Source organism: Streptomyces sp. NPDC008001, from assembly GCF_042958085.1.
In the GTDB taxonomy this organism is placed as follows: domain Bacteria; phylum Actinomycetota; class Actinomycetes; order Streptomycetales; family Streptomycetaceae; genus Streptomyces.
In genome coordinates, this window is record NZ_JBIBIZ010000011.1 from 44,840 (window position 1) to 71,532 (window position 26,693).

The window sequence follows — 26,693 nt, forward strand, 5'->3', positions numbered from 1 at the left end:
AGGGATTTCGGTTGCCTGTGCAGGCTACATTGTGGCTTGAGTCACGTCGCTTACGTCAAGGGTGAGATCGTTCTCCGGGTCGAAGACGGGGCGCACGGCGACGGTGCCGCGCACGGGGTGTTCCAGCGTGCGCGCCGGATGGACGTCGGTGCGTTTGCGGTCGACGCCGTCGCCTGTGAGACGCCCGAGCGGAATGTGCGGTTCCGAGGGTGCCGGGCGCAGGGCGAGCCGCCAGGTGTCGCGGGCGGTGCCGCGACGGGCGAACAGCAGCTCGTAGGGGACGGTGGCGTGCAGCTGCCGGTCGCCGTGGGCGGTCAGCGGCACGTCCACGTCGTAGGAGCTGTCCGCGGGTGAGACGAGGACGAGGCGCGCCGCGGGGGTGAGGGGCGGTGCGTCGCCGTGGACGGTGGCGGTCACGGTGAGGGAGTCCTCGCCGACCGCGATGCGGTCCAGCTCGGCGTGGGCGCGGCGGCGCCAGGTGCGCAGGGTCAGGGAGCCGGCGGCGGTGGCGTAGGGCACCCAGGCGGTGACGTGGCCGCCGCTGTCGCGGCCGAGCGGCAGGGTCAGCAGGCGGGCTTGTTCGACGAGGTCGGCGGCGACGCGGGCGCGCTTGCCGTCGTCGGCGCGCTCCACGAAGAAGTCCCAGCGGCCCTCGGCGAGCGGGGTGCCGGCCCGGTCGAGGACGGCGGTGAGCGGGCCCTTGCCGGTCGCGGGGCGGGTGAGGGGGACGGCGAGGTGCTCGCCGTCGCCGGTGCCGTCGGTGCCGCGCAGGCGGGCCGTGAGCGTCAGCCGTTCGCCCGTGACGCCCGCGCGGGGCAGCCGGACGGACAGTCCGCCGTCGGCGGTGGCGCGGGCGGAGGCGCGGGGGCGCAGCGGCTTGAGGGGTGCGGGCTCTTCCGGTGCGGCTGCGGCCGGGGTGCGGGCCGGCCGGAGGGCTTCGGCGGCCTCGGCGGCCTTGCGGCGCAGCGGCCGTACGAGGCGGGCCGCGGTACGGCGCAGGGCGGCGGGGGCGGCCGTGGGGCGTGCGGCGGGTGCCGCGGGGGCCTGGGGCAGGAGCTCCGGCCTTACCGCGCGCACGATCTGCTCGAAGCGCTCGGCGATCTGCGCGGGGGCGTAGCGCCGGGCGGAGGCGCGGGCGGCGCTGCCCATGGAGCGGCGCAGCTCCTCGTCGCCGATGAGCTTGAGGAGGCCCTCGGCGACGGCGTCCGCGTCGCCGGGGCGGACGAGCAGGCCGTCCACGCCGTCCTCGATGATCTCGCGCGGGCCCTGCGGGCAGTCGGTGGCGACGACCGGCACGCCGCAGTGCATGGCCTCGACGATGGTCATCCCGAAGGACTCGAAGTCGGAGGTCACGGCGGCGACGGAGCCCTTGGCCCACTCGGTCTCGATGGGCGAGTGCGGGCCCATGAGGGCGATGTTCTCGTTGAGGCCGAGCGCGTCGATGCGGGCGCGCAGGGCGGTCCGCTCGGGGCCGCGGCCGTAGATGCGCAGCTGCCAGTCGGGGCGTTCGGCGACGACCTTGGCGAAGGCGTCGACCAGCAGCCCGTAGCGCTTGACGGGGATGAGGCGGCCGGCGGCGACGACGAGCTTGGCGGTGCCGTCGGAGGGCTCGACGCCGGCGGCGGAGACGCCGTTGGGCAGCGCCGCGATGTGCGTACGGGCCTCCGGCAGCATCTCGCGGTGGGTGGCGGCGTCGGCCTCGGAGACGGTGGTGAGGGCGTCCAGGAGCGGGATCGCGGCGTCCTGGGCGGCGCGGACCTCCGGGTGGTGGCCGTCGTAGATGAGGTGTTCCTGGCCGATGCGCACGTAGGTGCGCTCGGTGGCCAGGCGGGTGAGGTGGACGAGGAGGCCGGGGCGGGTGGCGACGACGACGTCGGCGTCCGTGGCCTCCAGGTACTGGGCGACGCGCAGGTCGGCGAGGCGGGTGAAGGCCTTCACGTCGCGCTCGCGGGCCGGGAGGAGCGCGCTGGGCTGCTGCTGCAGCTCGTTGTCCGTCTCGGAGCCGGGGGCGTCCTTGCGGACGTCGATCAGCGAGGTGACGCGGACGCGGCGGCTGACGGGCAGCTTGGGGGTGTCCGCGCTGCGGTAGACGGAGACGAGCTCGACGTCGTGGCGGGCGGCGAGGGCGCTCGCGAGGTTGCCGGTCGCGCGGATGGTGCCGCCGATGCCGTAGGCGTTGTGGATGAGGAACGCGATCTTCATGGGCGTGCGGGCGGTCCTCCCTCCGGGGCCTGGTGCGTCCGTTTGTTCGGGCGAGCGAACTGTAGGGGTAGCCGCGAAGCCTCTGTCAAGGCGGGGCGTCGAACGACAGTCCAGAGGGTAACCGGGTGGCCGGGCGTGGCGCGGGGACGGACCCCGCGGGCGCTGGGAGGCTGGGCCCGTGAAGGCGATGGTGGCGGTCTCCGCGGTCGTGGCCCTCGGGCTGACGGCCGGATGCGGCGGCAGTGGCGGTGACGGCGGATCCGGTGCGAGCGGTGGTCCCGGCGGCGGAGCGGGGCGCGGCGGCGGCCGGGGCGAGGCGAAGGGCGCGGGCACCGCCGTGCGGATACTCAGCCCCGCGCAGCTGCGGCACGTGGAGCTCGGGGCCCGCGAGGTCCCCGGCTTCCAGATCGAACACGCGGGAAGCGGTGCGGCGGGCGGCGGCCGGCCCCGTACGGACGACGCCGCCTGCCGGCCCCTGGTCGACGCCCTCGGCTCCCGGCCGCGGCCCGAGCCGGCGGCGACCGTCGTCAACACCTTCGCCAAGTCCGGCGAGGACCTCGGCTTCCAGGGGCTCCTGGGCATGATCCGCGTCTCCGCGTACCGCGGCGACGGCGCGGCGGCGACGCTGCGCGGGCTGCGGTCCGCGGCGGACGACTGCGCGGGCGGCTTCCGGATGCGCACGGGCGAGGGCGAGCAGCAGGAGTTCCGCGCCGTACGGACGCTGGCGGCGCCGCGGCTGGGTGACGAGGCCGTCGCGTACCGCCTGGAGAACGCGGCGGAACGCGCCCCGAGCCTGATCACGGTCGTCCGCTCCGGCACGACGCTCGCCATGTTCTTCGCGACGAGCCTGTCCGACCCGGAGGACGTGGCCATCCCGCCCGAGCTGGTGGAAGCCCAGGTGAAAAAGCTCGAACGAGCCGAACGAAAGGCCCCCACGGCGCCCCCGCCGTCGTCCCCGGTGGCAGCCGGGGACGAGGGGGAGGCGGGGGACGGCGGCGACTCGGGGTGACGGGGGTTACGCCTGTTTCTTGGGGGCCGGGGACGGCGTGGCTACTGACGCTGCCGCTTGTTCGTTGGCGCGGGCCATGATGCGGCGGAAGGTGTAGCCCGCCACGTCGCGGCCCGCCTGGAGGGCCTGCTTGTCGTCGTCGGGGACGGCCTTGCCGTTCGTGTAGCCCGCGACGGTGAAGTACGCGTAGCGCCCCTCCGCATTGGCGGTCAGACGGCAGGCGGTGGCCCGGCAGAAGGACGGGCCGTCGCCCGCGAGGGACTCGATGTTCCCCGTGGACTGGTCCTTGGCCTTGTCCGCCGCGGCCTTCGTATCGAAGACGGCGACGCCGACCGTCACCGCCACCCCGTCCCGCACGTACGTCGCCCGCAGCACCTTGCGGCACCCGTTGTCGGTGAGGACGGAGCCGAGGCCGCCCTGGGTCGCGGACGCGCAGTCCTCGGTGGTGCCCGTGGCGGTGCGCTCGTACTTGCGCTTGTCGAGGGAGGGCTTGCTGTGCGGGAAGAGCGTCTTCGTGCTCAGCGGGGCCTTGTCCTTGTCGGCGCTGGCTATGAAGTCCCGCGGGTTCGGCGGGGGCGGGGGCGCGACCTGCGAGAACGACGGCTCGGGCGAGCCCGGGGAGCTCGGGAGCTTCTGCGGCGAGGGCAGGCCGGAGGCGCCGCCGCTCTTGTGCGAGCCGACGACGAGGGCCGCCACGGTGCCGGCGACGGCGACCGTGGCCAGCGCGCCGCCGCCGATCAGCAGCCACTTGCGGCGGCGGCCGCGGGCGGCGGAGCTGTCGGCGAGGGCGTCCCAGTCGGGGGTCTGCGCGGGCCGGCCCGGCCCCTGGCCCGCTCCGGGGCCCCACGGGGACGCCGGCTGGGGCACGGGCTGAGGCACGGGCTGGGGCACCGGCTGCGCCTGCGGAGGCGGCCCCGGTTGCGGCCCCGGCTGCGGTCCCGCCGACAGGTCCGGCGGCGGCCCGAACTGCCCCGCCGGCGGCACGGGCGGCGGCACCGGCGCGACCCCCGGCGGCGGACCCGGCTGCTGGTGCGGCTGCTGCGGATCCCCCGGGGCCCCGTGCGGCCCTCCCTGCCCAAAGCTCATGGCGTGCATCGTAAACCGCGGAAACTCGTTGGTCGCCTCCCTGTGGACCAGGGAGAATCCCGCCCATGGGACATGTCGAAGCGGGCCATCTGGAGTACTACCTCCCGGACGGGAGGGTGCTCCTCGGCGATGTCTCCTTCCGCGTCGGGGAGGGGGCCGCGGTGGCCCTCGTCGGTGCCAACGGCGCGGGCAAGACCACGCTGCTGCGCCTGATCGCCGGCGAGGTGCAGCCGCACGGCGGCACGGTCTCGGTCAGCGGCGGCCTCGGCGTGATGCCGCAGTTCGTCGGCTCCGTACGGGACGACCGTACGGTCCGTGACCTGCTGGTCTCCGTCGCCCAGCCCCGCCTGCGCGCGGCGGCGAAGGCCGTCGACGAGGCCGAGCACGCGATCATGACGGTGGACGACGAGGCCGCGCAGATGGCGTACGCCCAGGCCCTCAGCGACTGGGCCGAGGCGCACGGCTACGAGGCCGAGACGACCTGGGACATGTGCACCATGGCCGCCCTCGGCGTCCCCTACGAGCAGGCCCAGTGGCGCCAGGTCCGCACGCTCTCCGGCGGCGAGCAGAAGCGCCTGGTCCTGGAGTCCCTGCTGCGCGGCACCGACGAGGTCCTGCTCCTGGACGAGCCGGACAACTACCTGGACGTCCCCGGCAAGCGCTGGCTGGAGGAGCGGCTGCGCGAGACGAAGAAGACCGTCCTCTTCGTCTCCCACGACCGCGAGCTGCTGGCCCGCGCCGCCGACAAGATCATCAGCGTGGAGCCGGGCCCGGCGGGCAGCGACGTCTGGGTGCACGGCGGCGGCTTCGCCACCTACCACGAGGCGCGCCGCGAGCGCTTCGCCCGCTTCGAGGAGCTGCGCCGCCGCTGGGACGAGAAGCACGCCCAGCTGAAGAAGCTGGTGATCACGCTGAGGCAGGCCGCGGCCGTCAGCCACGAGATGGCCTCCCGCTACGCCGCCGCCCAGACCCGGCTGCGGAAGTTCGAGGAGGCGGGTCCGCCGCCGGAGCCGCCGCGCGAGCAGGACATCCGTATGCGGCTGCGCGGCGGGCGCACCGGCGTCAGGGCCGTGACCTGCGAGAAGCTGGAGCTCACGGGTCTGATGAAGCCCTTCGACCTGGAGGTCTTCTACGGGGAGCGGGTCGCCGTCCTGGGGTCGAACGGCTCGGGCAAGTCCCACTTCCTGCGGCTCCTGGCCGGGGACACCGAGCATCCCGTGGCGCACACGGGCTCCTGGAAGCTGGGCGCCCGCGTCGTCCCGGGGCACTTCGCGCAGACGCACGCCCACCCCGAGCTGCTGGGGCGCACGCTCGTCGACATCCTGTGGACGGAGCACGCCAAGGACCGCGGCGGCGCGATGTCCGCGCTGCGCCGCTACGAGCTGGAGAAGCAGGGCGACCAGCCCTTCGAGAAGCTGTCGGGCGGCCAGCAGGCCCGCTTCCAGATTCTTCTCCTGGAGCTGGCGGGCACGACGGCCCTGCTGCTGGACGAGCCCACGGACAACCTGGACCTGGAGAGCGCGGAGGCGCTGCAGGAGGGGCTGGAGGCGTACGAGGGGACGGTGCTCTGCGTCACGCACGACCGCTGGTTCGCGCGTTCGTTCGACCGCTTCCTGGTCTTCGGGGCCGACGGGCGCGTTCGCGAGGTGTCCGAGCCCGTCTGGGACGAGGGCCGCGTGGCGCGGGAGCGCTGATCCGGGGCCGGCCGCCGGGCCGCTCCGGCGTGTGGTGCGACCATCTGTTTTGACCCCGCCGGGCGACGGCGGGTACTCTACGAGTTCGTTATGCGTATTGGCTTGGTCGTTCTCACGCGAGGGGCCCTTACGCTTGCTCACCGGGCCGATGGCCGCCGGCGTGCGTTCGGGTTGCGTCCCCGGATCGCCGCTCGTGCTGGTTGACCGCCCGGAGAGACGTGTCAGGACCCACACTCACTGAAGAAGCGAAGGCTACGACCGTGCGTACGTTCAGCCCCAAGCCCGGCGATGTCCAGCGCCAGTGGCACATCATCGACGCGCAGGACGTCGTCCTGGGCCGTCTGGCCTCTCAGGCCGCCTCCCTGCTGCGCGGCAAGCACAAGCCCGTGTACGCCCCGCACATGGACATGGGTGACTTCGTCGTCATCATCAACGCCGACAAGGTTCACCTGTCCGGCAACAAGAAGACCCAGAAGATGGCGTACCGCCACTCTGGCTTCCCGGGTGGTCTGCGCTCCGTCCGTTACGACGAGCTGCTCGACAAGAACCCCGAGAAGGCCGTCGAGAAGGCGATCAAGGGCATGCTGCCCAAGAACTCCCTCGGCCGTCAGATGCTCTCGAAGCTGAAGGTCTACTCGGGCTCCGAGCACCCGCACGCCGCCCAGCAGCCGCAGCCGTTCGAGATCACCCAGGTCAAGCAGGGCTAAGTCCCGGCCACCGCCGAACCAGAAAGTCTGAGGAGAATCGTGGCTGAGACCACTGCCGAGATGCCGGTCGAGGGCGTCGAGGAGTACACCACCGAGACCGAGGTCGTTGAGTCGGAGTACACCTCCGAGTCCCTCGCGTCCCGTTTCGGCGACCCGCAGCCGGCCGCCGGCCTGGGCCGTCGCAAGAACGCCATTGCCCGTGTCCGGATCGTTCCGGGCTCCGGCAAGTGGAAGATCAACGGTCGCACCCTTGAGGACTACTTCCCCAACAAGGTGCACCAGCAGGAAGTCAACGAGCCCTTCAAGGTGCTCGAGCTCGACGACCGCTACGACGTCATCGCCCGCATCTCGGGTGGCGGCGTTTCCGGCCAGGCCGGCGCCCTGCGCCTCGGCGTGGCCCGCGCGCTGAACGAGGCGGACGTGGACAACAACCGCGGCCCGCTGAAGAAGGCCGGCTTCCTGAGCCGCGACGACCGTGCGGTCGAGCGCAAGAAGGCCGGTCTGAAGAAGGCCCGCAAGGCCCCGCAGTACAGCAAGCGCTAATCACGCGGTTCGCTGCTTCTGCTCGAACGCCCCGGCGGCACGCTCCGTGCCCGCCGGGGCGTTTCGGCTATCGGTCACCCGGGACGTATCGGCGTATACCTGAAGTCAACGTTCCGGTTCCGGACCCGACACTTTTGTTTGCGGGGCCCGTTCACAGACAGCCCCGTATCCGCGCGTTTTTCGGAGGACACCAGTGGGACGACTCTTCGGTACGGACGGTGTGCGCGGCGTCGCCAACGCCGATCTGACGGCGGAGCTCGCGCTCGGCCTGTCGGTCGCTGCGGCGCACGTGCTCGCCGAGGCGGGGACGTTCGAGGGCCACCGCCCGGTGGCCGTCGTGGGCCGTGACCCGCGCGCGTCCGGGGAGTTCCTGGAGGCCGCCGTCGTGGCCGGCCTGGCCAGCGCCGGCGTCGACGTGCTGCGGGTGGGCGTGCTGCCCACGCCCGCCGTCGCCTACCTCACCGGCGCGCTCGGCGCCGACCTCGGCGTGATGCTCTCCGCGAGCCACAACGCCATGCCCGACAACGGCATCAAGTTCTTCGCCCGCGGCGGCCACAAGCTCGCCGACGAGCTTGAGGACCGCATCGAGCAGACCTACCGGGCGCACGCCTCCGGCGAGCCCTGGGACCGGCCCACCGGTGCCGGCGTCGGCCGCGTCCGCGAGTACGACCAGGGCTTCGACAACTACGTCGCCCACCTCATCGGTGTCCTCCCCAACCGCATGGACGGCCTGAAGGTCGTCATCGACGGCGCCCACGGCGCCGCGGCCCGCGTCTCCCCGGAGGCCTTCGCCCGCGCCGGCGCCGAGGTCATCACCATCGGCACCGAGCCCGACGGCCTCAACATCAACCACGAGTGCGGCTCCACCCACCTGGACAAGCTGCGGGCCGCCGTCGTCGAGCACGGCGCCGACCTCGGCGTGGCGCACGACGGCGACGCCGACCGCTGCCTGGCCGTGGACCACAAGGGCAACGAGGTCGACGGCGACCAGATCCTCGCCGTCCTCGCCCTCGCGATGCGCGAGGCGGGCTCGCTGCGCAAGAACACCGTCGTCGCGACCGTCATGTCCAACCTGGGCTTCAAGCTGGCCATGGAGCGCGAGGGCGTCGAGCTCGTCCAGACCGCCGTCGGCGACCGCTACGTCCTGGAGGAGATGAAGGCGCACGGCTTTGCCCTCGGCGGCGAGCAGTCCGGGCACGTCATCGTCCTCGACCACGCCACGACGGGCGACGGCACGCTGACCGGTCTGATGCTGGCCGCCCGCGTCGCCGCGACCGGCCGTTCCCTGGCCGACCTCGCCGGCGTCATGGAGCGCCTGCCGCAGATCCTCATCAACGTCCGCGACGTCGACAAGACCCGCGTGAACTCCTCGGAGGAGCTCGCCGCGGCCGTCGTCGACGCGGAGCGCCAGCTGGGCTCCACGGGCCGCGTGCTGCTCCGCTCGTCCGGCACGGAGCCGCTCGTCCGCGTGATGGTGGAGGCCGCCGACATCGAGCAGGCGCGGGCGGTCGCGCAGCGCCTCGCCGACGTGGTGAAGTCGGCGCTGGGATAGCTCCTGTCCGCCGGGCCCCGGCCGCGACGGCCGGGGCCCGGCGGGGGCCCGCTTCCCTCAGCGTTTCGGGATGTCGCTCGCCTCGGCGGGGCGTCCCCGCCGGCGGGACCAGAACCACCTCTGAGCGAGCAGCGTGAGCGTCCCCGCCACCACGATCCCCAGCAGGTTCAGCGCCAGCTGCACCGCCGAGCCGCGGGTCTCCGACCAGTCCCCGTAGGACAGGGCGACCGCCGCGTTCGCCGCCGCCGGCACCGTCGTCACCGAGATCGCCACACCGATCAGCGCGCCCGACTTCGCCGACGTGAGGGACAGGATCCCCGCGATGCCGGCGAGGAACGCCACCACGAAGGAGAACGCGTCCGGCTGCCAGATGAAGGACGTCTGGGGCCGCGGCGCGAGGAACTTCGCCTCGTGGAAGAGCCCGAGCGCGTCCATGAGGAGGCTGAAGCCGCCGGTCAGCGCCATCGCCACGGGGAAGCCCACGAGCAGCGCGGCCATCGACCGCCAGACCAGCCGCGGCGCCCGCCGCACGATGCCCGTGCACAGCCCGGCCAGCGGGCCGAACTCCGGGCCCACCGCCATCGCGCCCACGATCAGGATCGCACTGTCCATGATCACGCCGCAGGCGGCCAGCATCGTCGCCACGGTGAGGAACGCGAGGAAGGTGACGTTGAGCGTCGACTCCTCGTGCGTCTCCTCGACCAGCGACTCCCACACGATCGCGTCCGCGCCGTCGCCCGGCGCCGCGAGCTCGGCGTGTTCCGCGCGCCGGGAGAGCACCAGGCCGACGTCCTCGACCGAGACCGCCCCGACCTCCGGCAGCCCGCTCGCGCGGAGCGCGCCCAGCAGTTCGTCGGCCGCCTCGCGGGCCACGTCGCACAGCACGATGTCGCCGTGCGGGTTGCGGGCCGCCCCGGGGATGACGGCCAGGTGGGTGGCGCCCACGGTGCGCTCGACGAGGGCCACGACGTCGTCGGTACGGGCGGGCGGGCTGATCATCCTCAGGTGGAGCATGGGCGTCCTGGTGGTCAGAAGCTGTGGTCAGAGCTTGCGCAGCGACAGCCGCTGCACCTTGTGGTCCGGGCCCTTGCGCAGGATCAGGTTCGACCGGCCGCGCGTGGGAGCCACATTCTCCAGCAGATTGGGCTTGTTGATGGTGCGCCAGTTGCGGCGCGCGTAGTCCAGGGCCTCCTCCTCGGAGACCTGGGTGTAGCGGCGGAAGTAGGAGTCGGGGTCGGTGAAGGCCGTGGCGCGGAGCTTCTTGAAGCGCTCGTAGTACCAGCGCTCGATGTCCTCGGCGCGCGCGTCCACGTACACGCTGAAGTCGAAGAAGTCGGCGAGCCCGACGCGCGTGCGGCCGTCCTTGCCGGGCAGGGCCGGCTGGAGGACGTTGAGGCCTTCGATGATGAGGATGTCGGGGCGGTGCACGGTCAGCCGCTCGCCGGGCACGATGTCGTAGATCAGGTGGGAGTAGACGGGGGCCGAGACCTCGTCCTTGCCGGCCTTCACGTCGGCGACGAAGCGGGTCAGGGCGCGCCGGTCGTACGACTCGGGGAAACCTTTCCGCGACATCAGGCCGCGGGCGTGCAGCTCGGCGTTGGGCAGCAGGAAGCCGTCCGTGGTGACCAGCTCGACGCGCGGGTGCTCGGGCCAGCGGGCGAGCAGCGCCTGCAGCAGGCGGGCGGTGGTCGACTTGCCGACCGCCACGCTGCCCGCGACGCCTATGACGAAGGGCGTGCCGGGCTGGGAGCCGTGGCCGTCGCCCACGTCGCCCAGGAAGGTGTTGAGCGTGGCCCGCAGCTGACTGGTGGCCTCCACGTAGAGGTGCAGCAGCCGGGACAGCGGCAGGTAGACCTCGCGGACCTCGTCCAGGTCGACGACGTCCCCCAGGCCGCGCAGCCGCTCGACCTCCTCGGCGGTCAGCGGCAGCGGGGTGTCCTCGCGCAGGGCGCTCCACTCGGCGCGGGTCAGGTCCACATAGGGGGACGAGTCGGCGCGGCGGCGCTGCTGCTCTGTGGTGGTCGGCACGGGCCCATTGTGCGCGGCCCGCGCGCGCCGCTCACTTCCGGGTGGCGGGAGCGGGTGTTCTCATGGGGTTTGGGAGGCTCCTACGCGCGGTAACCGGCTGCGATGACCCGGACGACGATGGGTGAACTTTCACCGACCGCTGTACCTACTGACCGGTCAGGCACTACGTTCCGCTCGCGGGCCGCACGTGCACCTGCCCCCCACGCGGCCGCATCACGCTAGGGACGGCCTGCCGTGTTCGCTCTCCGAAACCCCCGTCGGCCCCGCCGCAGGACCGCCGAGACCGAGCGGGAGGCCTTCGCCGCCCGGGTCTGCGCCGAGCTGGCCGACGACCTCCCCGACGAGGACCTCGCCCAGGACCTGGACGACTGCCTCGACCGCTACGAGCTCGGCAGCAAGCCGCGCTGCGAGGAGGTCGAGTACCTGGAGCTCGTCCAGGAGGCGATCGACAGGATCGAGCGGGGCTGCTGATCCGCCGCCGTCCGCGGTGACGGTTGTGCCGTTGCCGCCACGAGCGGGGCCGCCCGGGCCGTACCCTGCTCCGCATGTGCGGAATCGTTGGCTATGTGGGAGGGCAGTCCGCCCTCGACGTCGTATTGGCGGGGCTGCGGCGGCTGGAGTACCGCGGCTATGACTCGGCCGGGGTCGCGGTCCTGGCCGACGGCGGCCTCGCCGCCGCGAAGAAGGCGGGCAAGCTCGCCAACCTGGAGAAGGAGCTGGCCGGCCGGCCGCTGCCGTCCGGCCCGACCGGCATCGGCCACACGCGCTGGGCCACGCACGGCGCGCCCAACGACGCCAACGCCCACCCCCACCTCGACAACCCCGGACGCGTCGCCGTCGTCCACAACGGCATCATCGAGAACTTCGCCGCGCTCCGGGCCGAGCTGGCCGAGCGCGGCCACGCGCTGGAGTCGGAGACCGACACCGAGGTCGTCGCCCACCTGCTCTCCGAGTCCTTCTCCTCCTGCGGCGACCTCGCCGAGTCGATGCGCCAGGTCTGCCGCCGCCTGGAGGGCGCGTTCACGCTGGTCGCGGTGCACGCGGACGAGCCCGACGTGGTCGTCGGCGCGCGCCGCAACTCCCCGCTCGTCGTCGGCCTCGGCGACGGCGAGTCCTTCCTCGCCTCCGACGTCGCCGCCTTCATCGCCCACACCCGCGAGGCCGTCGAGCTGGGCCAGGACCAGGTCGTGGAGCTGCGCCGGGACGGCGTGACCGTCACCGGCTTCGACGGGGCGCCCGCGGAGGTCCGCCCGTACCACGTCGGCTGGGACGCCTCCGCCGCCGAGAAGGGCGGCTACGACTACTTCATGCTCAAGGAGATCGCCGAGCAGCCGAAGGCGGTCGCCGACACCCTCCTGGGCCGGATCGACGCCGCGGGGACGCTGTCGCTGGACGAGGTGCGGATCCCGGCGTCCGTGCTGCGCGAGGTCGACAAGGTCGTCATCGTGGCGTGCGGCACGGCGTACCACGCGGGGATGATCGCCAAGTACGCGATCGAGCACTGGACCCGCATCCCGTGCGAGACCGAGCTGGCCAGCGAGTTCCGCTACCGGGACCCGATCCTCGACCAGCGGACGCTGGTGATCGCGATCAGCCAGTCCGGCGAGACCATGGACACGCTGATGGCGCTGCGGCACGCCCGGGAGCAGGGCGCGAAGGTCCTCGCCATCTGCAACACGAACGGCTCGACGATCCCGCGCGAGTCGGACGCGGTGCTCTACACGCACGCCGGCCCGGAGGTCGCGGTCGCCTCGACGAAGGCGTTCCTGACGCAGCTGGTGGCCTGCTACCTCGTGGCGCTGTACCTGGGGCAGGTGCGGGGCACCAAGTGGGGCGACGAGATCGTCTCCGTGATCCGCGAGCTGTCGCAGATCGCGGGCGAGGTGGAGAAGGTCCTGGAGACCATGGAGCCCGTGCGCGAGCTCGCGCGCTCCCTGGCCGGCAAGAACACGGTGCTGTTCCTCGGCCGTCACGTGGGCTATCCGGTGGCCCTGGAGGGCGCGCTGAAGCTCAAGGAGCTCGCGTACATGCACGCGGAGGGCTTCGCGGCGGGCGAGCTCAAGCACGGGCCGATCGCGCTGATCGAGAAGGATCTGCCGGTGGTCGTCGTCGTGCCGTCGCCGCGCGGGCGTTCGGTGCTGCACGACAAGATCGTCTCCAACATCCAGGAGATCCGGGCCAGGGGCGCCCGCACGATCGTCATCGCCGAGCGCGGCGACGAGGCCGTGCGGCCGTACGCGGACCACCTGATCGAGATCCCGCAGACGCCGGTGCTGCTGCAGCCCCTCGTGGCCACGGTGCCCCTGCAGGTCTTCGCCTGCGAGCTGGCGACGGCCCGCGGCAACGAGGTCGACCAGCCGCGCAACCTGGCCAAGTCGGTGACCGTCGAATGATCGTGGGAGTCGGCATCGACGTCGCCGAGATCGACCGCTTCGACGCCGCGCTGCGGCGCACGCCGGCGCTGGCCACGCGGTTGTTCGTGGACCGGGAGCTGTTCCTGCCGAGCGGCGAGCGGCGCGGCATCGCCTCCCTCGCGGCCCGCTTCGCCGCCAAGGAAGCCGTGGCCAAGGCGTTGGGCGCGCCGGGCAATCTGCTGTGGACGGACGCCGAGGTCACGAGCGAGAGCAGCGGGCAGCCGCGGCTGGTGGTCCGCGGGACGGTCGCGGCGCGCGCGGAGGAGCTCGGCGTGACGTCCTGGCACGTCTCGCTGAGCCATGACGCGGGGGTCGCTTCCGCGGTGGTGATCGCGGAGAGGTAGGAGCGGGTCCGCGGCGCGGTGCGGCGCGGACGGTGCGGATGGTGCGAACGGTCCCCGGAGCGGGGGCCGTTCGCCGTTGCGGGGCTCGGCAGGCGGGGCCCGGAGCCGTACGGCCGCGAAGCGCCCCGGACCGCCCGCGGACAGCCTGCTCCTCCCGGAGCGGTCTGTCACGCACGGCGGCCCGATCCGGTACGGGCTGGGGGCAATGAGGGAGACGGTCACGGATGGCGCGCGTGAGTCAGCAATTCGGTACTGCGGCGCTGCGCGGCCGAATTCCGGGTTTTCCCTTGACGGCCGCCGGATGCGGTGCAAAGTTCCCCAGCATGCGCAGTCGGCGCTGCTTCCCGGATGCGGTAGGAGAAAGGAGGCGGAGCACAGGCATCGAAATGTCCGCGGGAGTGGCGGGGCCCGTCAGCCGGGCGTATGGTGTCCGGCTGCGCACCCGGACAAGAGGGGGATGGCGTGTCATCGGACCATGAGCTCGAACTCAAAGAGCGTGTCGAAAACTCTCTGCAGTTCATCGACAATCTGGAAATATCCATTCCGGAACTGCTCTACTCGCAGGGCGGGATGGCTCTGCAGGAGGGGGCCTCGGCCGCGGTCGACGCGGGAAGCGTCGTCGCCTTCACCGACACCCTGAACGGACAGCAGAAATCCGACGTCCTCAACTCGACGCTCCTGGCGCAACTGGCGGCGAACAAGAAGTTCGACCGTGAGCAGAACACGCTCAACTGGTACAAGTTCTACAGCTCGGTCCTGGAGCAGGTCGGCTGGGTCGTGCCGTCCTTCCAGTTCGCCAGGCTGCAGGCGGCAGGATCCCGCTTCACCGTCGACCGTGCGGCCATCACGCTGCTGCAGGCCATCGCGTCGCCGGCGGAGATCTCGGTCGTGCAAGCGGCCATCAACGCGCTCCGGGGCCTGCAGGACAAGGACCACCGTGTGGTGCTCTTCGAGAGCAGCTCGCACACCGAGACCCTGGGGAACTTCCAGATCGCGACGTGCGGCGTCTCCCAGAACGACACGGTCGTGATGAAGATCGGCGCCTTCTTCTTCTCCACCACGGAACGGGTCACCCGGGTGCTGTTCTTCAGCTTCCCGCGGTCCGGGACGACGCTGCAGCAGTCCCGGGAGACGCTGACGCTCAACGAGGACGTCTACCGGCAGGTCCGTGACTCCGTCATCAAGAAACTGGGCGACCGGGCGACCAAGTTCATCGACGACCTCGACATCTGAGGCCGGGGTCGTGCCTCCGCCGGACTCTCTCCCCGGTGGGGGGCGGGTTGAGCCGGGAGGAGCCGTGGTCGACAGTGGCAGCGTCATTTCCTTCACGTCTGCCATTTCGGCACAGCGCAGGGTGGACGTGGTCCACTCCTTCCTCCTGGCTCAGCTGGCGGCCGACCGGAAGTTCGGCCGCCATACGCAGCCCCTCGACTGGTACGCCGTCCACGCGCATTCGCTGGAAATAGTCGGATGGGTGGTCGAAGCGCATCAGGGTTTCGCGCCCTACCGGCCGAATGCCGCCTCTTTCACGGCGGTCCGGCCGGTCCTCGAAACACTCGGCTCCATATGTGACGCACGGGAACAGGAATCGGTGGCAGCGGCATTGGACATCCTGTCCCGGCTCGACGAGCGGGACCGGAGCGCTGCGCTGTTCGAGAAGGAGAGCCATATCGGAACGGCGGGAAACTTCCAGATCGTTGCGGCCGGCGAGGCGGAGGGCGACGCGGTCGCGAAGCTCGGACGGTTTCGCTTCACCACCGGCACCGAAGTGCACCGGCTGCTGCTGACCGAATTTTCCGGCGGCACCGAATTCCTGCGCGGCAGCGGAATCCTCCGGCTCGACAACGATGTGTACGGTCCGCTTCGTCACTCCGTGGCGGTCAAGCTCGGCCGGCGGGTGGAGGACGACATCGTGCCCCTGCCCGAAGCGCCCCCCTTGCCTCCCGGACCGGGAGGCTGACCCGCCCCCTCGCGGCGGTCGCGGAGACCGGAAGCCGGCCGGGGGCGGCGTGCCTCGGGGGCGGCGTGTCTCCGGGGGGCTAGTCGCTGACGCAGACGTTGCCGGCGGTCGAGTTCAGCAGTCCGATGATGTTGATGGGGAAGGAGCAGAGCGTCACGGGCACGCGGAGGGGGACCTGGATCGTGTTGCCCGTGATGACGCCGGCGGACTTGTCCGCGCCGCCTGCCGCGACGCTGTCGGCGGTGGCAGTGGCGGCGGCGCCCGCGGTGGCGAGGAGCGCGGCGGCCGCGGTGGCGGCGGCCTTGGTGGAGGGGGTCATGGGAACTCCCGGGGTGGGATGGGGATGTGCGGACCAAAGTCTGGCGTACACTTCGCCCTTTTTGTCGCATTTGATGCGTGTGCCGTCCCTCGGTCCCGCGCCTAGACTCGCCGCCCATGACGGCAGGAGACTCCCTGGCCACGGGCCAGCGATCGATGGGCGACCCGACCCTCACCCACCCGCTGTGGCCGCCGCTCACCCGCGGCTGCCCCCGCACGAGTACGGCCGAACTCGCCTACCCCGTCGAGGTGGACTACGCCTACGAGCAAGCCGACCCCGCTCTCTTCGCCCCCGTGGAGGGCGCCGCCCGCAGCGCCGGGCTCGACCGGTGGGCGCCGCTGCTGCCGCCCCTCGGCGCGCCCGGCCTCGGCGAGGGGCACACCCCCCTGATCCCGATCGGTGACGGCGTCTACGTCAAGGACGAGTCCCGCAACCCCACCTGGAGTCACAAGGACCGGCTCAACCGCTGCACGGTCTCCGCCGCCGTGGGCGTCGGCGCGCCCGGCGTCGTCGTCGCCTCCTCGGGCAACCACGGCGCGTCCGCCGCGGCCTACGCCGCCCGCGCGGGGCTGCGGTGCGTCGTGCTGGCCTCGGCGGGGATGCCGGCGGCGGTCGCCTCGTTCCTCCAGGCCTACGGAGCGGTCGTCCTGCCCGTGCCGCAGGAGGCGCGGTGGCCGCTGATGCGGCAGATCAGCGACCGGCTGGGACTCCACCCGGTCAGCAACCTCACCGTCACCCACACCGGCCACGCCTTCGGCCCCGAGGGCTACAAGACCATCGCCTACGAGATCTTCACCGACATCGGCGTCCCGGCCGCGGTGTTCGTCCCCACCGGCTACGGCGAGTGCCTCTTCGGCGTCTGGAAGGGCTTCGCCGAACTGCGCCGGCTCGGCCTGACCGGGACCGTACCGAGGATGTTCGCCTGCGAACCGGCGGCCGGCGGGCCGCTGGCCGCCGCCGTGCGGAAGGGGACGCCGGCGGCGCGCGTGAACTGCGGGCCCACCGACGCCTACTCGATCGACTGCGAGGTCGGGGGACACCGCGGGGTCCGGGCGGTCCGGGAGAGCGGCGGCGACGCGCTGCTCGTCACCGACCCGCAGCTGCGGGAAGCCCAGGAGGAGCTGGCCCGCCAGGGGATCTGGGCCGAACTGTCCGCCGCGGCCTCCCTCGCCGGCCTGCGCTCCCTGCCGCCGGACCCGGACGGAAGCGCTCCCGGCGGACCCGTCGTCTGCATCTCCACCTCCAGCGGCTTCAAGGACCGCGCGGTCGGCACCACGGCCCCCGAGATGATCGAACCGACGTGGGACGAGGCGTACCGTCAGCTGCGGGCGGCCGGACTGGGCGGCTAGCCCGCCCTCCGTCTCCGGGCGGGCCGCCGGAACCGGTGTTGACTCTCCAGCGACGGGAGACCTCAAGGTGGCGGACATGGACGACGACACCTCGTACGGCCCGGACTCGCCGGACCTCCCGGACTCGCCGGACCTCCCGGACTCGCCGGACTCCCTGTACTCCATCGGGGAGCTGGCCCGGCTGACCGGGCTGACGGTCAGGACGATCCGGTTCTGGTCCGACACGGGCGTGGTGCCGCCGACCGACCGCACACCCGCGGGCTACCGCCTCTACGGCCCTGCCGCGCTCGCGCGCCTCGGCCTCGTGCGGACGCTGCGCGACCTCGGCGTGGGTCTGGCCGTCATCCGGCAGGTGCTGGAGCGGGAGATCACCGTCGCCGAGGTCGCGGCCGTCCACGCCGAGGCCCTGGACGTGCAGATCCGCACTCTGCGGTTGCGCCAGGCCGTGCTGCGGGCGGTGGCCGGACGCGGGTCGACACCCGAGGAGACGGAACTCATGCACAAGCTCGCGACCCTGTCCGATCAGGAACGACGCCGGCTGATCAACGCGTTCATCGACAGCGCCTTCGAGGGCCTGGACGTCGACCCCGGCTTCCTCGCCTCGATGCGCAACGGCATGCCCGAACTGCCCGAGGATCCCTCGCAGGAGCAGCTCGACGCCTGGGTGGAGCTCGCCGAGCTCGTCCAGGACGAGGGGTTCCGGGCCGGGATCCGCCGGGCGGCCGAGGACCAGACGCGGGCCTGGAAGGAGTCCGGGCGGCCCGACGGGGAGCGGACGAAGCGGGCCGCACGGGTGATCAAGGAGCGTACGGAGGCGGCGCGCGAGGCCGGGATCGCGCCGGACGCACCCGCCGCCCGGCCGTTCCTCGACGAGATGGCCGCGGTCCTCGCGGAGGTGTCGCGCCGCGAGGACGGGCCGGAGTTCCGGGCCTGGCTGCTGGAGCGGCTGGAGGCCGGCAACGACCCCCGCTACGGGAAGTACTGGCGGCTCGTCGCCGTGATCAACGGCTGGGCGCTGCCGGACATGGACCCGGCGACGGAGTGGCTCAAGGCCGCGCTGCGGGCGTAGGCGCACGCGTAGGCCCGGCCGCCCGCACGGTCCCGGACCCGGATCGCAGGACCCCGGGCCCGGGACCGTGCGGGCGCCGCCCGTCAGCGCCTCGCCGCTGCGACTCCCTCGCGTCCGCATGCGCGTATCTGCGAACCACCTGACCGTCCAGCCCCGCTGACGTATCGTCGGTTCGCGTCAGGCGCGGTCGGAGGAGACAGTGGTGCACCCGGCGAAGGAACGCATTGCGGCGGTGTTCGGGCGAAGCCAGGGAAGCGGCTACCTCCTCGCCCCGAACCTGGTGCTGACGGCCGCCCACGTGATCGGGGACTGCACGCACCCCCGGGTGATCGTCCCCGGCGGCACCGGCCAGGTGCGCTGCAAAGTGGTCTGGGCGCGCGACGACAACCGGCGGTGCGACGTCGCCCTCCTCGCCGGGGAGCGCGACATCGTCCCCGAGGAGGCCGCCCTCTCCTTCGAACCGCTCGTGTGGGGCCGCGCGTACGACCTGAGGGTCTGGCCCGGCGCCCAGGCCGTCGGCTTCCCGCACGTCCAGCGGGACGCGGCCGGCGAACTCGACACCGAGCAGGTCGTCGGCTCGCTCAAGCCGGGCAGCAATCTGATCAGCGGACGGCACGTGCTCGACAGCGAGTACGGGGCCCCGCTCCCGCCGGACGACGGCGGCTCGCCGTGGGCCGGGATGTCCGGCGCCGCCGTCTTCGTGGACGGCCTCCTCGCGGGCGTGGTCTGTGCCGACCCGGCCGGCTGGCGGCACGGCCGCCTCACCGTCACCCCCTCCGCCACGCTCTGGCAGGACTTCGCCTTCCTCAGCGCGTGCCTGCTCGCCGGGCACAAGCCCGAGTCCCGCTCCCTCGCCTCCCCGCGCCGGCTGGAGATCGAGGCGTTCGAACGCCGCCTGCGGGACTACGTGGTCGGGAAGTCCGGCGAACTGACGATCATCGGACTGACGCTCTCCGACGGCGAGGGCGAGACCTGGCCGCTGGACGCCGCGTACCTGAGCCTCGAACTGACCGGCGGCGGTACGGGCCCGGCCGGCGCCGGCCAGGGCCGCTACGAGCCGGGCGAGTGGCCCGCCGAGAACTCCACCCCCTCGCCCAAACGCGCCGAGGAGGCCCTCGCCGGCCACCGCCGCGTCCTCCTGCGCGGCGCCGCCGGCTCCGGCAAGACGACGCTGCTGCAGTGGCTCGCCACGATCACCGCCCGCGGCGACCTCCCGCCCGGCCTCGGCCACCTCAGCGGCTGCCTGCCGCTCACCCTCCCCCTCCGCACCCTCATCCGCCGCGGCGAACTCCCGCAGCCCGAGGAGTTCCTGGCCACGGCCGCCGGCCCGCTCGCCGGCCTGCCCGCCGCGCAGGGCTGGGTGACCCGCAGGCTCACCGAGGGCACGGCGCTCCTGCTCATCGACGGCGTCGACGAGGTCCCCGAAGCCGACCGCCGCCGCACCCTCACCTGGGTCAAGGACCTCCTCGCCGCCTACCCCGACGCCCGCTACGTCATCACCACCCGCCCCTCCGCCGTCCGCGAGGGCTGGCTCGCCGACACGGGCTTCACCGAGCTCGAACTGCTCCCCATGAGCCGCGGCGACGTCATCTCCTTCATCGACCGCTGGCACGACGCCGCGGGCGCCCGCCACCACGAGCCCCTGCGCGCCTTCCGCGACGCCCTCACCACCGCCGTCGTCACCAAGCGCGACCTCGGCATGCTCGCCACCAACCCCCTGATGTGCGCCCTGATCTGCGCCCTCAACCGCTCCCGCAAGGGCTACCTCCCGCACGGCCGCATGGAGCTCTACCGCGCCGCCCTGGAGCTCCTGCTCGTACGGCGCGACCGCGAGCGGGGCGTGGTGACCGGCGGCGACGGACCGGAGCTGGAGCACGCCCAGCAGGTCGCCCTGCTCCAGAAGATCGCCTACTGGCTGATCCGCAACGGCCGTTCCGTCATCGAGTGGCACAAGGCCGTCGAGATCCTCGACCGGGCCCTCCCCGCCATGCCGGCCGTGGCCGCCCGCGGCAGCGCCGAGGACATCCTGCGCCACCTCGTGCTCCGCAGCGGCCTGCTGCGCCGCCCCACGACCGAGACCCTCGACTTCATCCACCGCACCTTCCAGGACTACCTGGGCGCCCAGGCCGCCGTGGACGACTGGGACTTCGACGTCCTCGTCAACCACGCCCACGACAGCCAGTGGGAGGACGTCCTGAGGATGGCGGTCGGCCACGCCCCGCCGCGGGCACGGGCGGAGCTGCTGCGGATGCTGCTGGAGCGGGGCGACAAGGAGCCGGGTCACCGTGCCCGCCTCCACCTCCTCGCCGCCGCCTGCCTCGAACACGCCACGGAGGTCGACTGGGAGGTCCGCGCGCAGGTCGAGAAGGCGGCGGGGGAGCTCGTACCGCCGCGCGACCTGGAGGCGGCGAAGGAGCTCGCGGCGGCGGGGCAGGTGGTGCTGGACCTGCTGCCCGGCCCGGAGGGCCTCACGGACGAGGTCGCGCACGCGGTGGTGGTCGCGGCGACGACGGTGGCGGACGAGAAGGCGGTGCCGCTGCTTTCGCGGTACGTGGATCACCCGCACCAGCAGGTGCGGGCGCAGCTCGCGTGGGCCTGGGACCGGTTCGAGACCGGGTCCTACGCGGAGGCGGTGATCGGCCGGCTGGCGTACGAGGGCGTGACGGCGCTGGAGTTCGTCGCGAAGACCGAGGAGCACCTCGCCGTGCTCAAGCGGCTCGGAGGGCGGCCGCGGGTGCAGCTGCGGGACTGGCCGACCGGCGGCGATCTGTCGGACCTGGCCACGCCGGTGCTCCGTCATGTGACGTTCTGGGGGCACGGCGCGGCCGTCGACCTGCGCGTGCTGCGTGGATGCCCGCCGCTGCGGGGCTTGCGCGTGGTCGACTTCGGGCGTCTCTTCCACTTGGACGACCTGGACGCGAGCGCACTGCAGAGCCTTCACGTCTGGCTGGCCGAGGACCTCGACGGCCTCGAACCGCTCCACCGCATGGCGGAGTTGCGCGAACTGACCCTGTCCGGGCGCCGGCCGGTCTTCCCGTACGGCTTCCCGCCACTGGCCCCGGGGCTCCGCTACCTGAACCTCGGACGGGGCGCTTCCCACGGCTTGCACCTCTTCGGGCTGGAAGGGCATCCCGGCCTGGAGGAGCTGGTGTTCCACACCGACGGCGGTTACCTGAAGCGGTTCGCGCTGGAGTCCCTGCCCGCGTTGCGGTCCCTGAGGATCTGGGGACAGGACCTGCGGGACCTGGCGGAAGCCGAACCCGTGCCCCAGGTGGCGGAACTCAACCTCACCGAGGCCGTGGCCCCCTCCGGGCTGGCCCACTTGCAGCGCGCCTACCCCGGGCTCAAGGAGCTCCGCCTCATCGACCCCGTGGTCACGGACGGCGCCCCTCTCGACCTGGCGCCTCTGTCCGCACTGGGGCCGTTGAAGATCCACATCCGCCACCCCGGCCCCGTCATCAACCAGGAAGCCCTCCCCGAAGGCTCCGAACTGACCCTCCTCACCCAGCGGCAGTGAGCACGCCCCTCTCACCCCGCCCGCAAGTCCGCGACCGCTCAGGGGTTGATGTCGAGCACCCGCACCGGTTCTCCCGCCCAGCGTCCGGGCTCCGCCGTGGCGACGAAGGCCCCGTCGGGTCGCTCGGGGCTCGGTCCGGCGGCGTGCCGGGTGTGGGCGTCGGCCCAGTCGCCGCCGCGTGCAACGGCCAGTGCCGCCGGCAGGTCGAGATCGAGAACGGTGACGCCGGGGAGTGCGGCGAGGTGCTCCGCCGTGCCGGGGCGGGTCCGGTCGGCCTCCACCAGCGCGCAGGCCGGTGCGTACAAGTGCCATCCCGCTTCCAGATGCGCGCGGTGGATGAGCCGGGAGGCGACGGCATTGCCACGACCGGCGGCGACCATGACCGTGCGGTCAAGGACGATGTGCAGGTGGTCGCTCACCGCACCGCCTCGGAGAGCCGCCGGTCCAGTTCGGCGTCGAGCCGTGCTTCCTCGTCCCGGCCGGGGTCGTAGCCGTTCCACTCGCGCAGCATGCGACGGGCTCGTTCGGCTTGTTCGGCGCGCTCGGCCGGGGTGAGGAGCTCGTCGGCCAGGCGGGAGAGGTAGGCCCGCAGGGACATGCCTTCCGCCGCGGCGACCTCGGCGAGGCGGTTACGGGCATCGGCGGGAATGCGGATGTTCGCGTCTGCCATGGGTGATCCTCTATTCGGCATGAGGTGAGGGTATGGGTACGTACCCGTACCCATGGTTCAGTCTCCCGGACTTCTCCCGGAAGAGTGGCTGGCCGGTGTCGTGGTTGACGTCACCCTGTCACCCCGTGACCTCCCGCCACACCCCCCGCAGCTCCTCCGCCACCCCCATCGCCGTGAGCGGCGCCTCCCCCAACTGCCGTGCCGCCAGTCCGTGCAGGTACGCCCCCACGGACGCCGCGTCCCGCCCCGGCAGCCCGGCCGCCAGCAGTGACCCGGTCAGGCCGGACAGCACGTCCCCGCTCCCCGCCGTCGCGAGCCAGGACGTCCCCGTCGGGTTCACCCGGACCGTGTGGTGTCCGCGGCTGCCCGGAGGCGCTGCGATCAAGGTCGTGGAGCCCTTCAGCAGGGCCGTGACGCCGAAGCGCTCGGCCAGGGCGCGGACCGCCGCGAGCCGGCCGCCCTCGACGCGTTCGCGCGAGACCCCCAGCAGGGTCGCCGCTTCCCCGGCGTGCGGGGTCAGCACGGTCTCCGCCGGCCGGTCCCGTACGGCGTCGGGGGACATCAGCCGCAGGCCGTCCGCGTCCACGAGCACCGGGACGTCCGAGGCCAGGACGTCCTCCAGGGCCTGCCGGGCGTCCGCGCCGTCGCCGAGGCCGGGGCCGACGACCCAGGCCTGGACGCGGCCCGCCTTCGACGGCGGGCCGGCGGAGACGAGGGTCTCGGGGAAGCGGGCGATCACGGCGTCCGCCGCGGGGCCGGCGTAGCGGACGGCGCCCGCGCCGCCGTGCAGGGCGCCCGCGACGGCGAGGACGGCCGCGCCGGGGTAGCGGGCCGAGCCGGCGACGACGCCGACGACGCCCCGCCGGTACTTGTCGCTCTCCGCCTCCGGCCGCGGCAGCAGCGCCGCCACGTCCGCGTGCTGCAGGGCCTCGGCGTCCGGCCGGGCGGGCAGCTCCGGGGCCAGCCCGATGTCGACGAGCCGCAGCGCCCCCGCGTGCTCGTGCGCGGGGTCGACGAGCAGCCCGGGCTTGTACGCGCCGAAGGTGACCGTCGCGTCGGCGCGCACCGCCGTGCCCCGCACCTCGCCGGTGTCGGCGTCGACGCCGCTCGGCAGGTCGACGGAGACGATCACGGCGCCGCCGTCGGAGGCGGCCCGGACGAGCTGGGCGGCGTCGGGACGCAGGCCGCCCTTGCCGCCGATGCCGACGATCCCGTCGACGACGACGTCCGCGCCGCGCACGGCCCGGTCGGCGGACTCGGCGGAGGCGACGCGCCCGCCCGCGGCGAGCAGTGCGGCGAGCCCCCCGGCGTGCGCCCGCTCCGGGGCGAGCAGCACCGCGGTCACCCCGGCGCCGCGCCGGGCGAGCCGGGCGCCGGCGTAGAGGGCGTCGCCGCCGTTGTCGCCGCTGCCGACCAGCAGGGCGATCCGTGCCCCGTACACCCGCCTGAGCAGGCCGGCGCAGGCGGCGGCGAGCCCGGCGGCGGCGCGCTGCATCAGGGCCCCGTGGGGGAGCTGTGCCATGAGCGCGCGCTCGGCGGCCCGTACGGTCTCGACGCTGTAGGCAGTCCTCATGCCCTCAGTCTCACAACGGCGCGCCGTTCACGCCCCCGAAATGACACCGTGCGCCCCACCCCTCACCGCCTCCCCGGGCGTCCTGAGAGACTGACCTGGATGAACGAGACTCCGCTCCGCGCCCGCGAGACCCCGATGCGCGCCCGTGCCCTGGTCGACCTGGCCGCGCTGCGGGCCAACGTACGCACGCTCAAGGCCCGCGCGCCCCGGGCCCGGCTGATGGCCGTGGTCAAGGCGAACGCCTACGGCCACGGCGCGGTGCAGTGCGCCCGCGCGGCGCGCGAGGCCGGTGCCGAGTGGGTCGGTACGGCCACGCCGGAAGAGGCCCTGGCCCTGCGCGCGGCGGGCGACGAGGGCCCGCTGATGTGCTGGCTGTGGACGCCGGGCGGGCCCTGGCGCGAGGCCGTCGAGGCGGGCATCGACGTGTCGGTGAGCGGCCTGTGGGCGCTCGCGGAGCTCTCGGAGGCCGTCCGGGCCGCGGGCCGTCCCGCCCGCGTCCAGCTGAAGATCGACTCCGGTCTGGGGCGCAGCGGCTGCCAGCCGGACGACTGGCCGGAACTGGTCGCCGCGGCGCGCGAGGCGGAGGACGCGGGCCTGCTGAAGGTGACGGGCGTCTGGTCGCACTTCGCGTGCGCCGACGAGCCGGGCCACCCGTCCATCCGGGCCCAGCTGCGGGTCTTCCGGGACGCCGTGGCGTACGCGGAGCGGCAGGGCGTCGAGCCCGAGGTGCGGCACATAGCCAACTCCCCGGCGACCCTGACGCTCCCGGAAGCGCACTTCGACCTCGTCCGGACGGGCATCGCGATGTACGGGGTGTCGCCGAGCCCCGAGGTCGGCACGCCGCAGGAGCTCGGCCTGAAGCCGGTGATGACGCTCTCGGCGTACCTGGCGTCGGTGAAGCGCGTGCCGGGCGGCCACGGGGTCTCCTACGGGCACCACTACATCACCCCCGGCCCCACGACCCTCGCCCTCGTCCCCGTGGGCTACGCGGACGGCATCCCGCGCGCGGGGTCCGGTACGGGCCCGGTGCTGGTGGGCGGCAAGTGGCGGACGGTGGCGGGCCGGGTGGCCATGGACCAGTTCGTGGTCGACCTGAGCGGCGACGCGGCGCAGGTGGGCGACGAAGCGGTGCTGTTCGGGCCGGGCGACCGGGGCGAGCCGACCGCCGAGGACTGGGCACGTGCCACGGGCACGATCGCTTACGAGGTTGTCACGCGCATCTCTAATCGGGTGCCGCGCGTCTACGTCGGTGAGACCGTGGACGGATACACCGAATAGGGTCCGGCGGGCGCCGGGCGGGCAAGCGCACAGCACGACGGGTACGCGGACGTGGACATGCCGAGAAACGGGGACACGGGGGCGCGGGATGAACAGTGACAGCGGGAGCGTCGGCGCAGCGGCCGCCGGGGCCGTCGGGGCCGTCGCCGGGAGCGGTGCCGCGCCGGGCGCGGCCGGCGCCTGGCGGCGCGGTGCGGGCGTCGCGGGCGCGGCGCTGGGCGTGCTGGCCGCGGGAGCCGCGGTCGGCGTGGCGGTCGAGCGGCTGACGGTCGGGCGCGGCGTGCGCCGCAAGGCCCGGCTGGCCCTGGACTCCTCGGGCCCGTACGGGACGCTGCGGGGGACGCCGGGCACGGCGGTCGCCGAGGACGGCACGCGGCTGTACTACGAGGTGGACGAGCCGGGCGAGCCGGGCGCGGGGGCGGAGGCCCCCGCCTCCCGGCGGCTGTTCGGCGGCCGCCGCGCCGCGCCGCCCCTGACGGTCGTCTTCAGCCACGGCTACTGCCTCTCCCAGGACTCCTGGCACTTCCAGCGGGCCGCCCTGCGCGGCGCCGTCCGCATGGTCTTCTGGGACCAGCGCAGCCACGGCCGCTCCGAGCGCAGCCGTACGGACGCCCCCTCCATCGACCTCCTCGGGCGCGATCTGAAGGCCGTCATCGACGCCGCCGCGCCGGAGGGCCCGCTCGTGCTCGTGGGGCACTCGATGGGCGGGATGACGATGATGGCGTTCGCCGCCCAGTACCCGGACCTCGTCGGGGAGCGGGTGGCCGGCGTCGTCTTCGCCGGGACGTCCGCGGGCCGGCTGGCCGAGAACACATACGGGCTGCCGGCCGCCGGGATGAGCGTCGTGCGGCGCGTCGTCCTGCCGGGCGCCTTCAAGCTGATGGCCGCCCAGCCCGAGCTGATCGAGAAGGGGCGGCGGGCCACGGCCGACCTCTTCGCGGGCCTGGTCAAGCGCTATTCGTTCGGGTCGAAGGACGTGGACCCGGCGGTCGCGCGGTTCGCGGAACGGCTGCTCGAAGCGACGCCGGTCGACGTCGTCGCCGCCTTCTACCCGGCCTTCGCCGAGCACGACAAGCTCGAAGCGCTCTGCGCCTTCGCCCACTGCCCCGTGGTCGTCGTGGCCGGCGACAAGGACCTCCTCACGCCCAGCGAGCACAGCGAGGCCATCGCGGAGGCCCTGCCGCACTCCCGGCTCCTCCTCCTGGAGGACACCGGGCACCTGGTGATGCTGGAGCGGTCCGAGGTGGTCACCGCCCAGCTGACCGAGCTGGTCGCCGCGGTGGCGGACGGCAGGGCGCGGGGGCGCGGGCAGCGCTCGGCGGCGGGGGCGCGCGGCCGCGCCTGAAACGCGCCCGTGAAACGCGCCGGGGGCTTCCGGC

At 73.3% G+C, this 26,693-nt stretch carries 23 protein-coding genes; 15 read left to right on the forward strand and 8 right to left on the reverse strand.

The window, feature by feature from the left end:
- Positions 1-24 precede the first annotated feature (24 nt).
- Complete coding sequence (locus ACFZCD_RS28470; protein ID WP_391835719.1) at positions 25-2,202, reverse strand: glycosyltransferase; 2,178 nt, start codon at positions 2,200-2,202, stop codon at positions 25-27.
- Positions 2,203-2,380: 178 nt separating this feature from the next.
- Between ACFZCD_RS28470 and ACFZCD_RS28475 the strand changes: the two genes are divergently transcribed.
- Positions 2,381-3,211, forward strand: a complete 831-nt coding sequence (locus ACFZCD_RS28475; protein ID WP_391835721.1) for a hypothetical protein — start codon at positions 2,381-2,383, stop codon at positions 3,209-3,211.
- Between the two features lie 6 nt (positions 3,212-3,217).
- Here the strand turns inward: ACFZCD_RS28475 and ACFZCD_RS28480 are convergent, their stop codons facing one another.
- Positions 3,218-4,297: a hypothetical protein gene (locus tag ACFZCD_RS28480; protein WP_391835722.1), complete on the reverse strand. Its 1,080-nt coding sequence runs from the start codon at positions 4,295-4,297 to the stop codon at positions 3,218-3,220.
- 65 nt (positions 4,298-4,362) lie between these two features.
- Here ACFZCD_RS28480 and ACFZCD_RS28485 point away from each other — a divergent pair, with 65 nt between their 5' ends.
- The 4 genes from ACFZCD_RS28485 to glmM all read left to right on the forward strand — a co-directional run bounded on the left by ACFZCD_RS28485 (position 4,363) and on the right by glmM (position 8,793).
- Positions 4,363-5,991, forward strand: a complete 1,629-nt coding sequence (locus ACFZCD_RS28485; protein WP_391835724.1) for an ABC-F family ATP-binding cassette domain-containing protein — start codon at positions 4,363-4,365, stop codon at positions 5,989-5,991.
- A 260-nt stretch (positions 5,992-6,251) separates the two neighbouring features.
- Complete coding sequence (gene rplM / locus ACFZCD_RS28490; RefSeq protein ID WP_391835726.1) at positions 6,252-6,698, forward strand: 50S ribosomal protein L13; 447 nt, start codon at positions 6,252-6,254, stop codon at positions 6,696-6,698.
- Between the two features lie 39 nt (positions 6,699-6,737).
- Positions 6,738-7,241, forward strand: a complete 504-nt coding sequence (gene rpsI / locus ACFZCD_RS28495; RefSeq protein WP_106681042.1) for a 30S ribosomal protein S9 — start codon at positions 6,738-6,740, stop codon at positions 7,239-7,241.
- A gap of 193 nt (positions 7,242-7,434) precedes the next feature.
- A complete protein-coding gene (gene glmM / locus ACFZCD_RS28500) occupies positions 7,435-8,793 on the forward strand; it encodes a phosphoglucosamine mutase (protein WP_391835728.1) in 1,359 nt (452 codons plus the stop codon).
- A 57-nt stretch (positions 8,794-8,850) separates the two neighbouring features.
- Here the strand turns inward: glmM and ACFZCD_RS28505 are convergent, their stop codons facing one another.
- Positions 8,851-9,807, reverse strand: coding sequence for a DUF389 domain-containing protein (locus ACFZCD_RS28505; protein WP_391835730.1), 957 nt, complete (start codon positions 9,805-9,807; stop codon positions 8,851-8,853).
- Positions 9,808-9,834: 27 nt separating this feature from the next.
- A complete protein-coding gene (coaA, locus tag ACFZCD_RS28510) occupies positions 9,835-10,821 on the reverse strand; it encodes a type I pantothenate kinase (protein ID WP_391835732.1) in 987 nt (328 codons plus the stop codon).
- Between the two features lie 234 nt (positions 10,822-11,055).
- On the opposite strand from coaA, the gene ACFZCD_RS28515 reads away from it, so the two are divergent.
- The 5 genes from ACFZCD_RS28515 to ACFZCD_RS28535 all read left to right on the forward strand — a co-directional run bounded on the left by ACFZCD_RS28515 (position 11,056) and on the right by ACFZCD_RS28535 (position 15,539).
- The gene (locus ACFZCD_RS28515) at positions 11,056-11,292 is read left to right on the forward strand and encodes a hypothetical protein (RefSeq protein WP_391835734.1); all 237 of its coding nucleotides are present in this window, start codon (positions 11,056-11,058) and stop codon (positions 11,290-11,292) included.
- Between the two features lie 74 nt (positions 11,293-11,366).
- Complete coding sequence (gene glmS, locus ACFZCD_RS28520; protein ID WP_391835736.1) at positions 11,367-13,214, forward strand: glutamine--fructose-6-phosphate transaminase (isomerizing); 1,848 nt, start codon at positions 11,367-11,369, stop codon at positions 13,212-13,214.
- Positions 13,211-13,579, forward strand: coding sequence for a holo-ACP synthase (locus ACFZCD_RS28525; protein ID WP_391835738.1), 369 nt, complete (start codon positions 13,211-13,213; stop codon positions 13,577-13,579). Before glmS ends, ACFZCD_RS28525 begins: the two co-directional genes overlap by 4 nt.
- Before the next feature lie 462 nt (positions 13,580-14,041).
- The gene (locus ACFZCD_RS28530; protein WP_391835740.1) at positions 14,042-14,812 is read left to right on the forward strand and encodes a hypothetical protein; all 771 of its coding nucleotides are present in this window, start codon (positions 14,042-14,044) and stop codon (positions 14,810-14,812) included.
- 64 nt (positions 14,813-14,876) lie between these two features.
- Complete coding sequence (locus tag ACFZCD_RS28535; RefSeq protein WP_391835742.1) at positions 14,877-15,539, forward strand: hypothetical protein; 663 nt, start codon at positions 14,877-14,879, stop codon at positions 15,537-15,539.
- A 79-nt stretch (positions 15,540-15,618) separates the two neighbouring features.
- Here ACFZCD_RS28535 and ACFZCD_RS28540 read toward each other — a convergent pair whose 3' ends face one another.
- Entirely contained in the window at positions 15,619-15,858 is a 240-nt protein-coding gene (locus ACFZCD_RS28540) for a chaplin (protein ID WP_391835744.1), read from the reverse strand.
- 116 nt (positions 15,859-15,974) lie between these two features.
- Between ACFZCD_RS28540 and ACFZCD_RS28545 the strand changes: the two genes are divergently transcribed.
- The 3 genes from ACFZCD_RS28545 to ACFZCD_RS28555 all read left to right on the forward strand — a co-directional run bounded on the left by ACFZCD_RS28545 (position 15,975) and on the right by ACFZCD_RS28555 (position 21,793).
- Positions 15,975-17,207 carry a pyridoxal-phosphate dependent enzyme gene (locus ACFZCD_RS28545; RefSeq protein ID WP_391835746.1) on the forward strand — a complete coding sequence of 411 codons (1,233 nt, stop codon included), beginning with the start codon at positions 15,975-15,977 and terminating at the stop codon, positions 17,205-17,207.
- Positions 17,208-17,283: 76 nt separating this feature from the next.
- Positions 17,284-18,276 (forward strand): MerR family transcriptional regulator, encoded by a 993-nt coding sequence (locus ACFZCD_RS28550; RefSeq protein ID WP_391835748.1) that lies wholly within the window; start codon positions 17,284-17,286, stop codon positions 18,274-18,276.
- 202 nt (positions 18,277-18,478) lie between these two features.
- Positions 18,479-21,793: an NACHT domain-containing protein gene (locus tag ACFZCD_RS28555; protein ID WP_391835750.1), complete on the forward strand. Its 3,315-nt coding sequence runs from the start codon at positions 18,479-18,481 to the stop codon at positions 21,791-21,793.
- Positions 21,794-21,831: 38 nt separating this feature from the next.
- On the opposite strand, the gene ACFZCD_RS28560 is transcribed toward ACFZCD_RS28555, so the two are convergent.
- From ACFZCD_RS28560 to ACFZCD_RS28570, 3 genes are all read right to left on the reverse strand, one after another.
- A complete protein-coding gene (locus tag ACFZCD_RS28560; protein WP_391835752.1) occupies positions 21,832-22,212 on the reverse strand; it encodes a hypothetical protein in 381 nt (126 codons plus the stop codon).
- Positions 22,209-22,463, reverse strand: a complete 255-nt coding sequence (locus ACFZCD_RS28565) for a hypothetical protein (RefSeq protein ID WP_391835754.1) — start codon at positions 22,461-22,463, stop codon at positions 22,209-22,211. The genes ACFZCD_RS28560 and ACFZCD_RS28565 overlap by 4 nt, the downstream gene beginning before the upstream one ends.
- 118 nt (positions 22,464-22,581) lie before the next feature.
- Positions 22,582-24,036, reverse strand: coding sequence for an NAD(P)H-hydrate dehydratase (locus ACFZCD_RS28570; protein ID WP_391835756.1), 1,455 nt, complete (start codon positions 24,034-24,036; stop codon positions 22,582-22,584).
- Between the two features lie 99 nt (positions 24,037-24,135).
- Here ACFZCD_RS28570 and alr point away from each other — a divergent pair, with 99 nt between their 5' ends.
- Both alr and ACFZCD_RS28580 read left to right on the forward strand, forming a co-directional pair.
- The gene (gene alr, locus ACFZCD_RS28575; RefSeq protein WP_391835758.1) at positions 24,136-25,314 is read left to right on the forward strand and encodes an alanine racemase; all 1,179 of its coding nucleotides are present in this window, start codon (positions 24,136-24,138) and stop codon (positions 25,312-25,314) included.
- Positions 25,315-25,402: 88 nt separating this feature from the next.
- Positions 25,403-26,659, forward strand: a complete 1,257-nt coding sequence (locus tag ACFZCD_RS28580; RefSeq protein WP_391835760.1) for an alpha/beta fold hydrolase — start codon at positions 25,403-25,405, stop codon at positions 26,657-26,659.
- Positions 26,660-26,693: the final 34 nt, after the last annotated feature.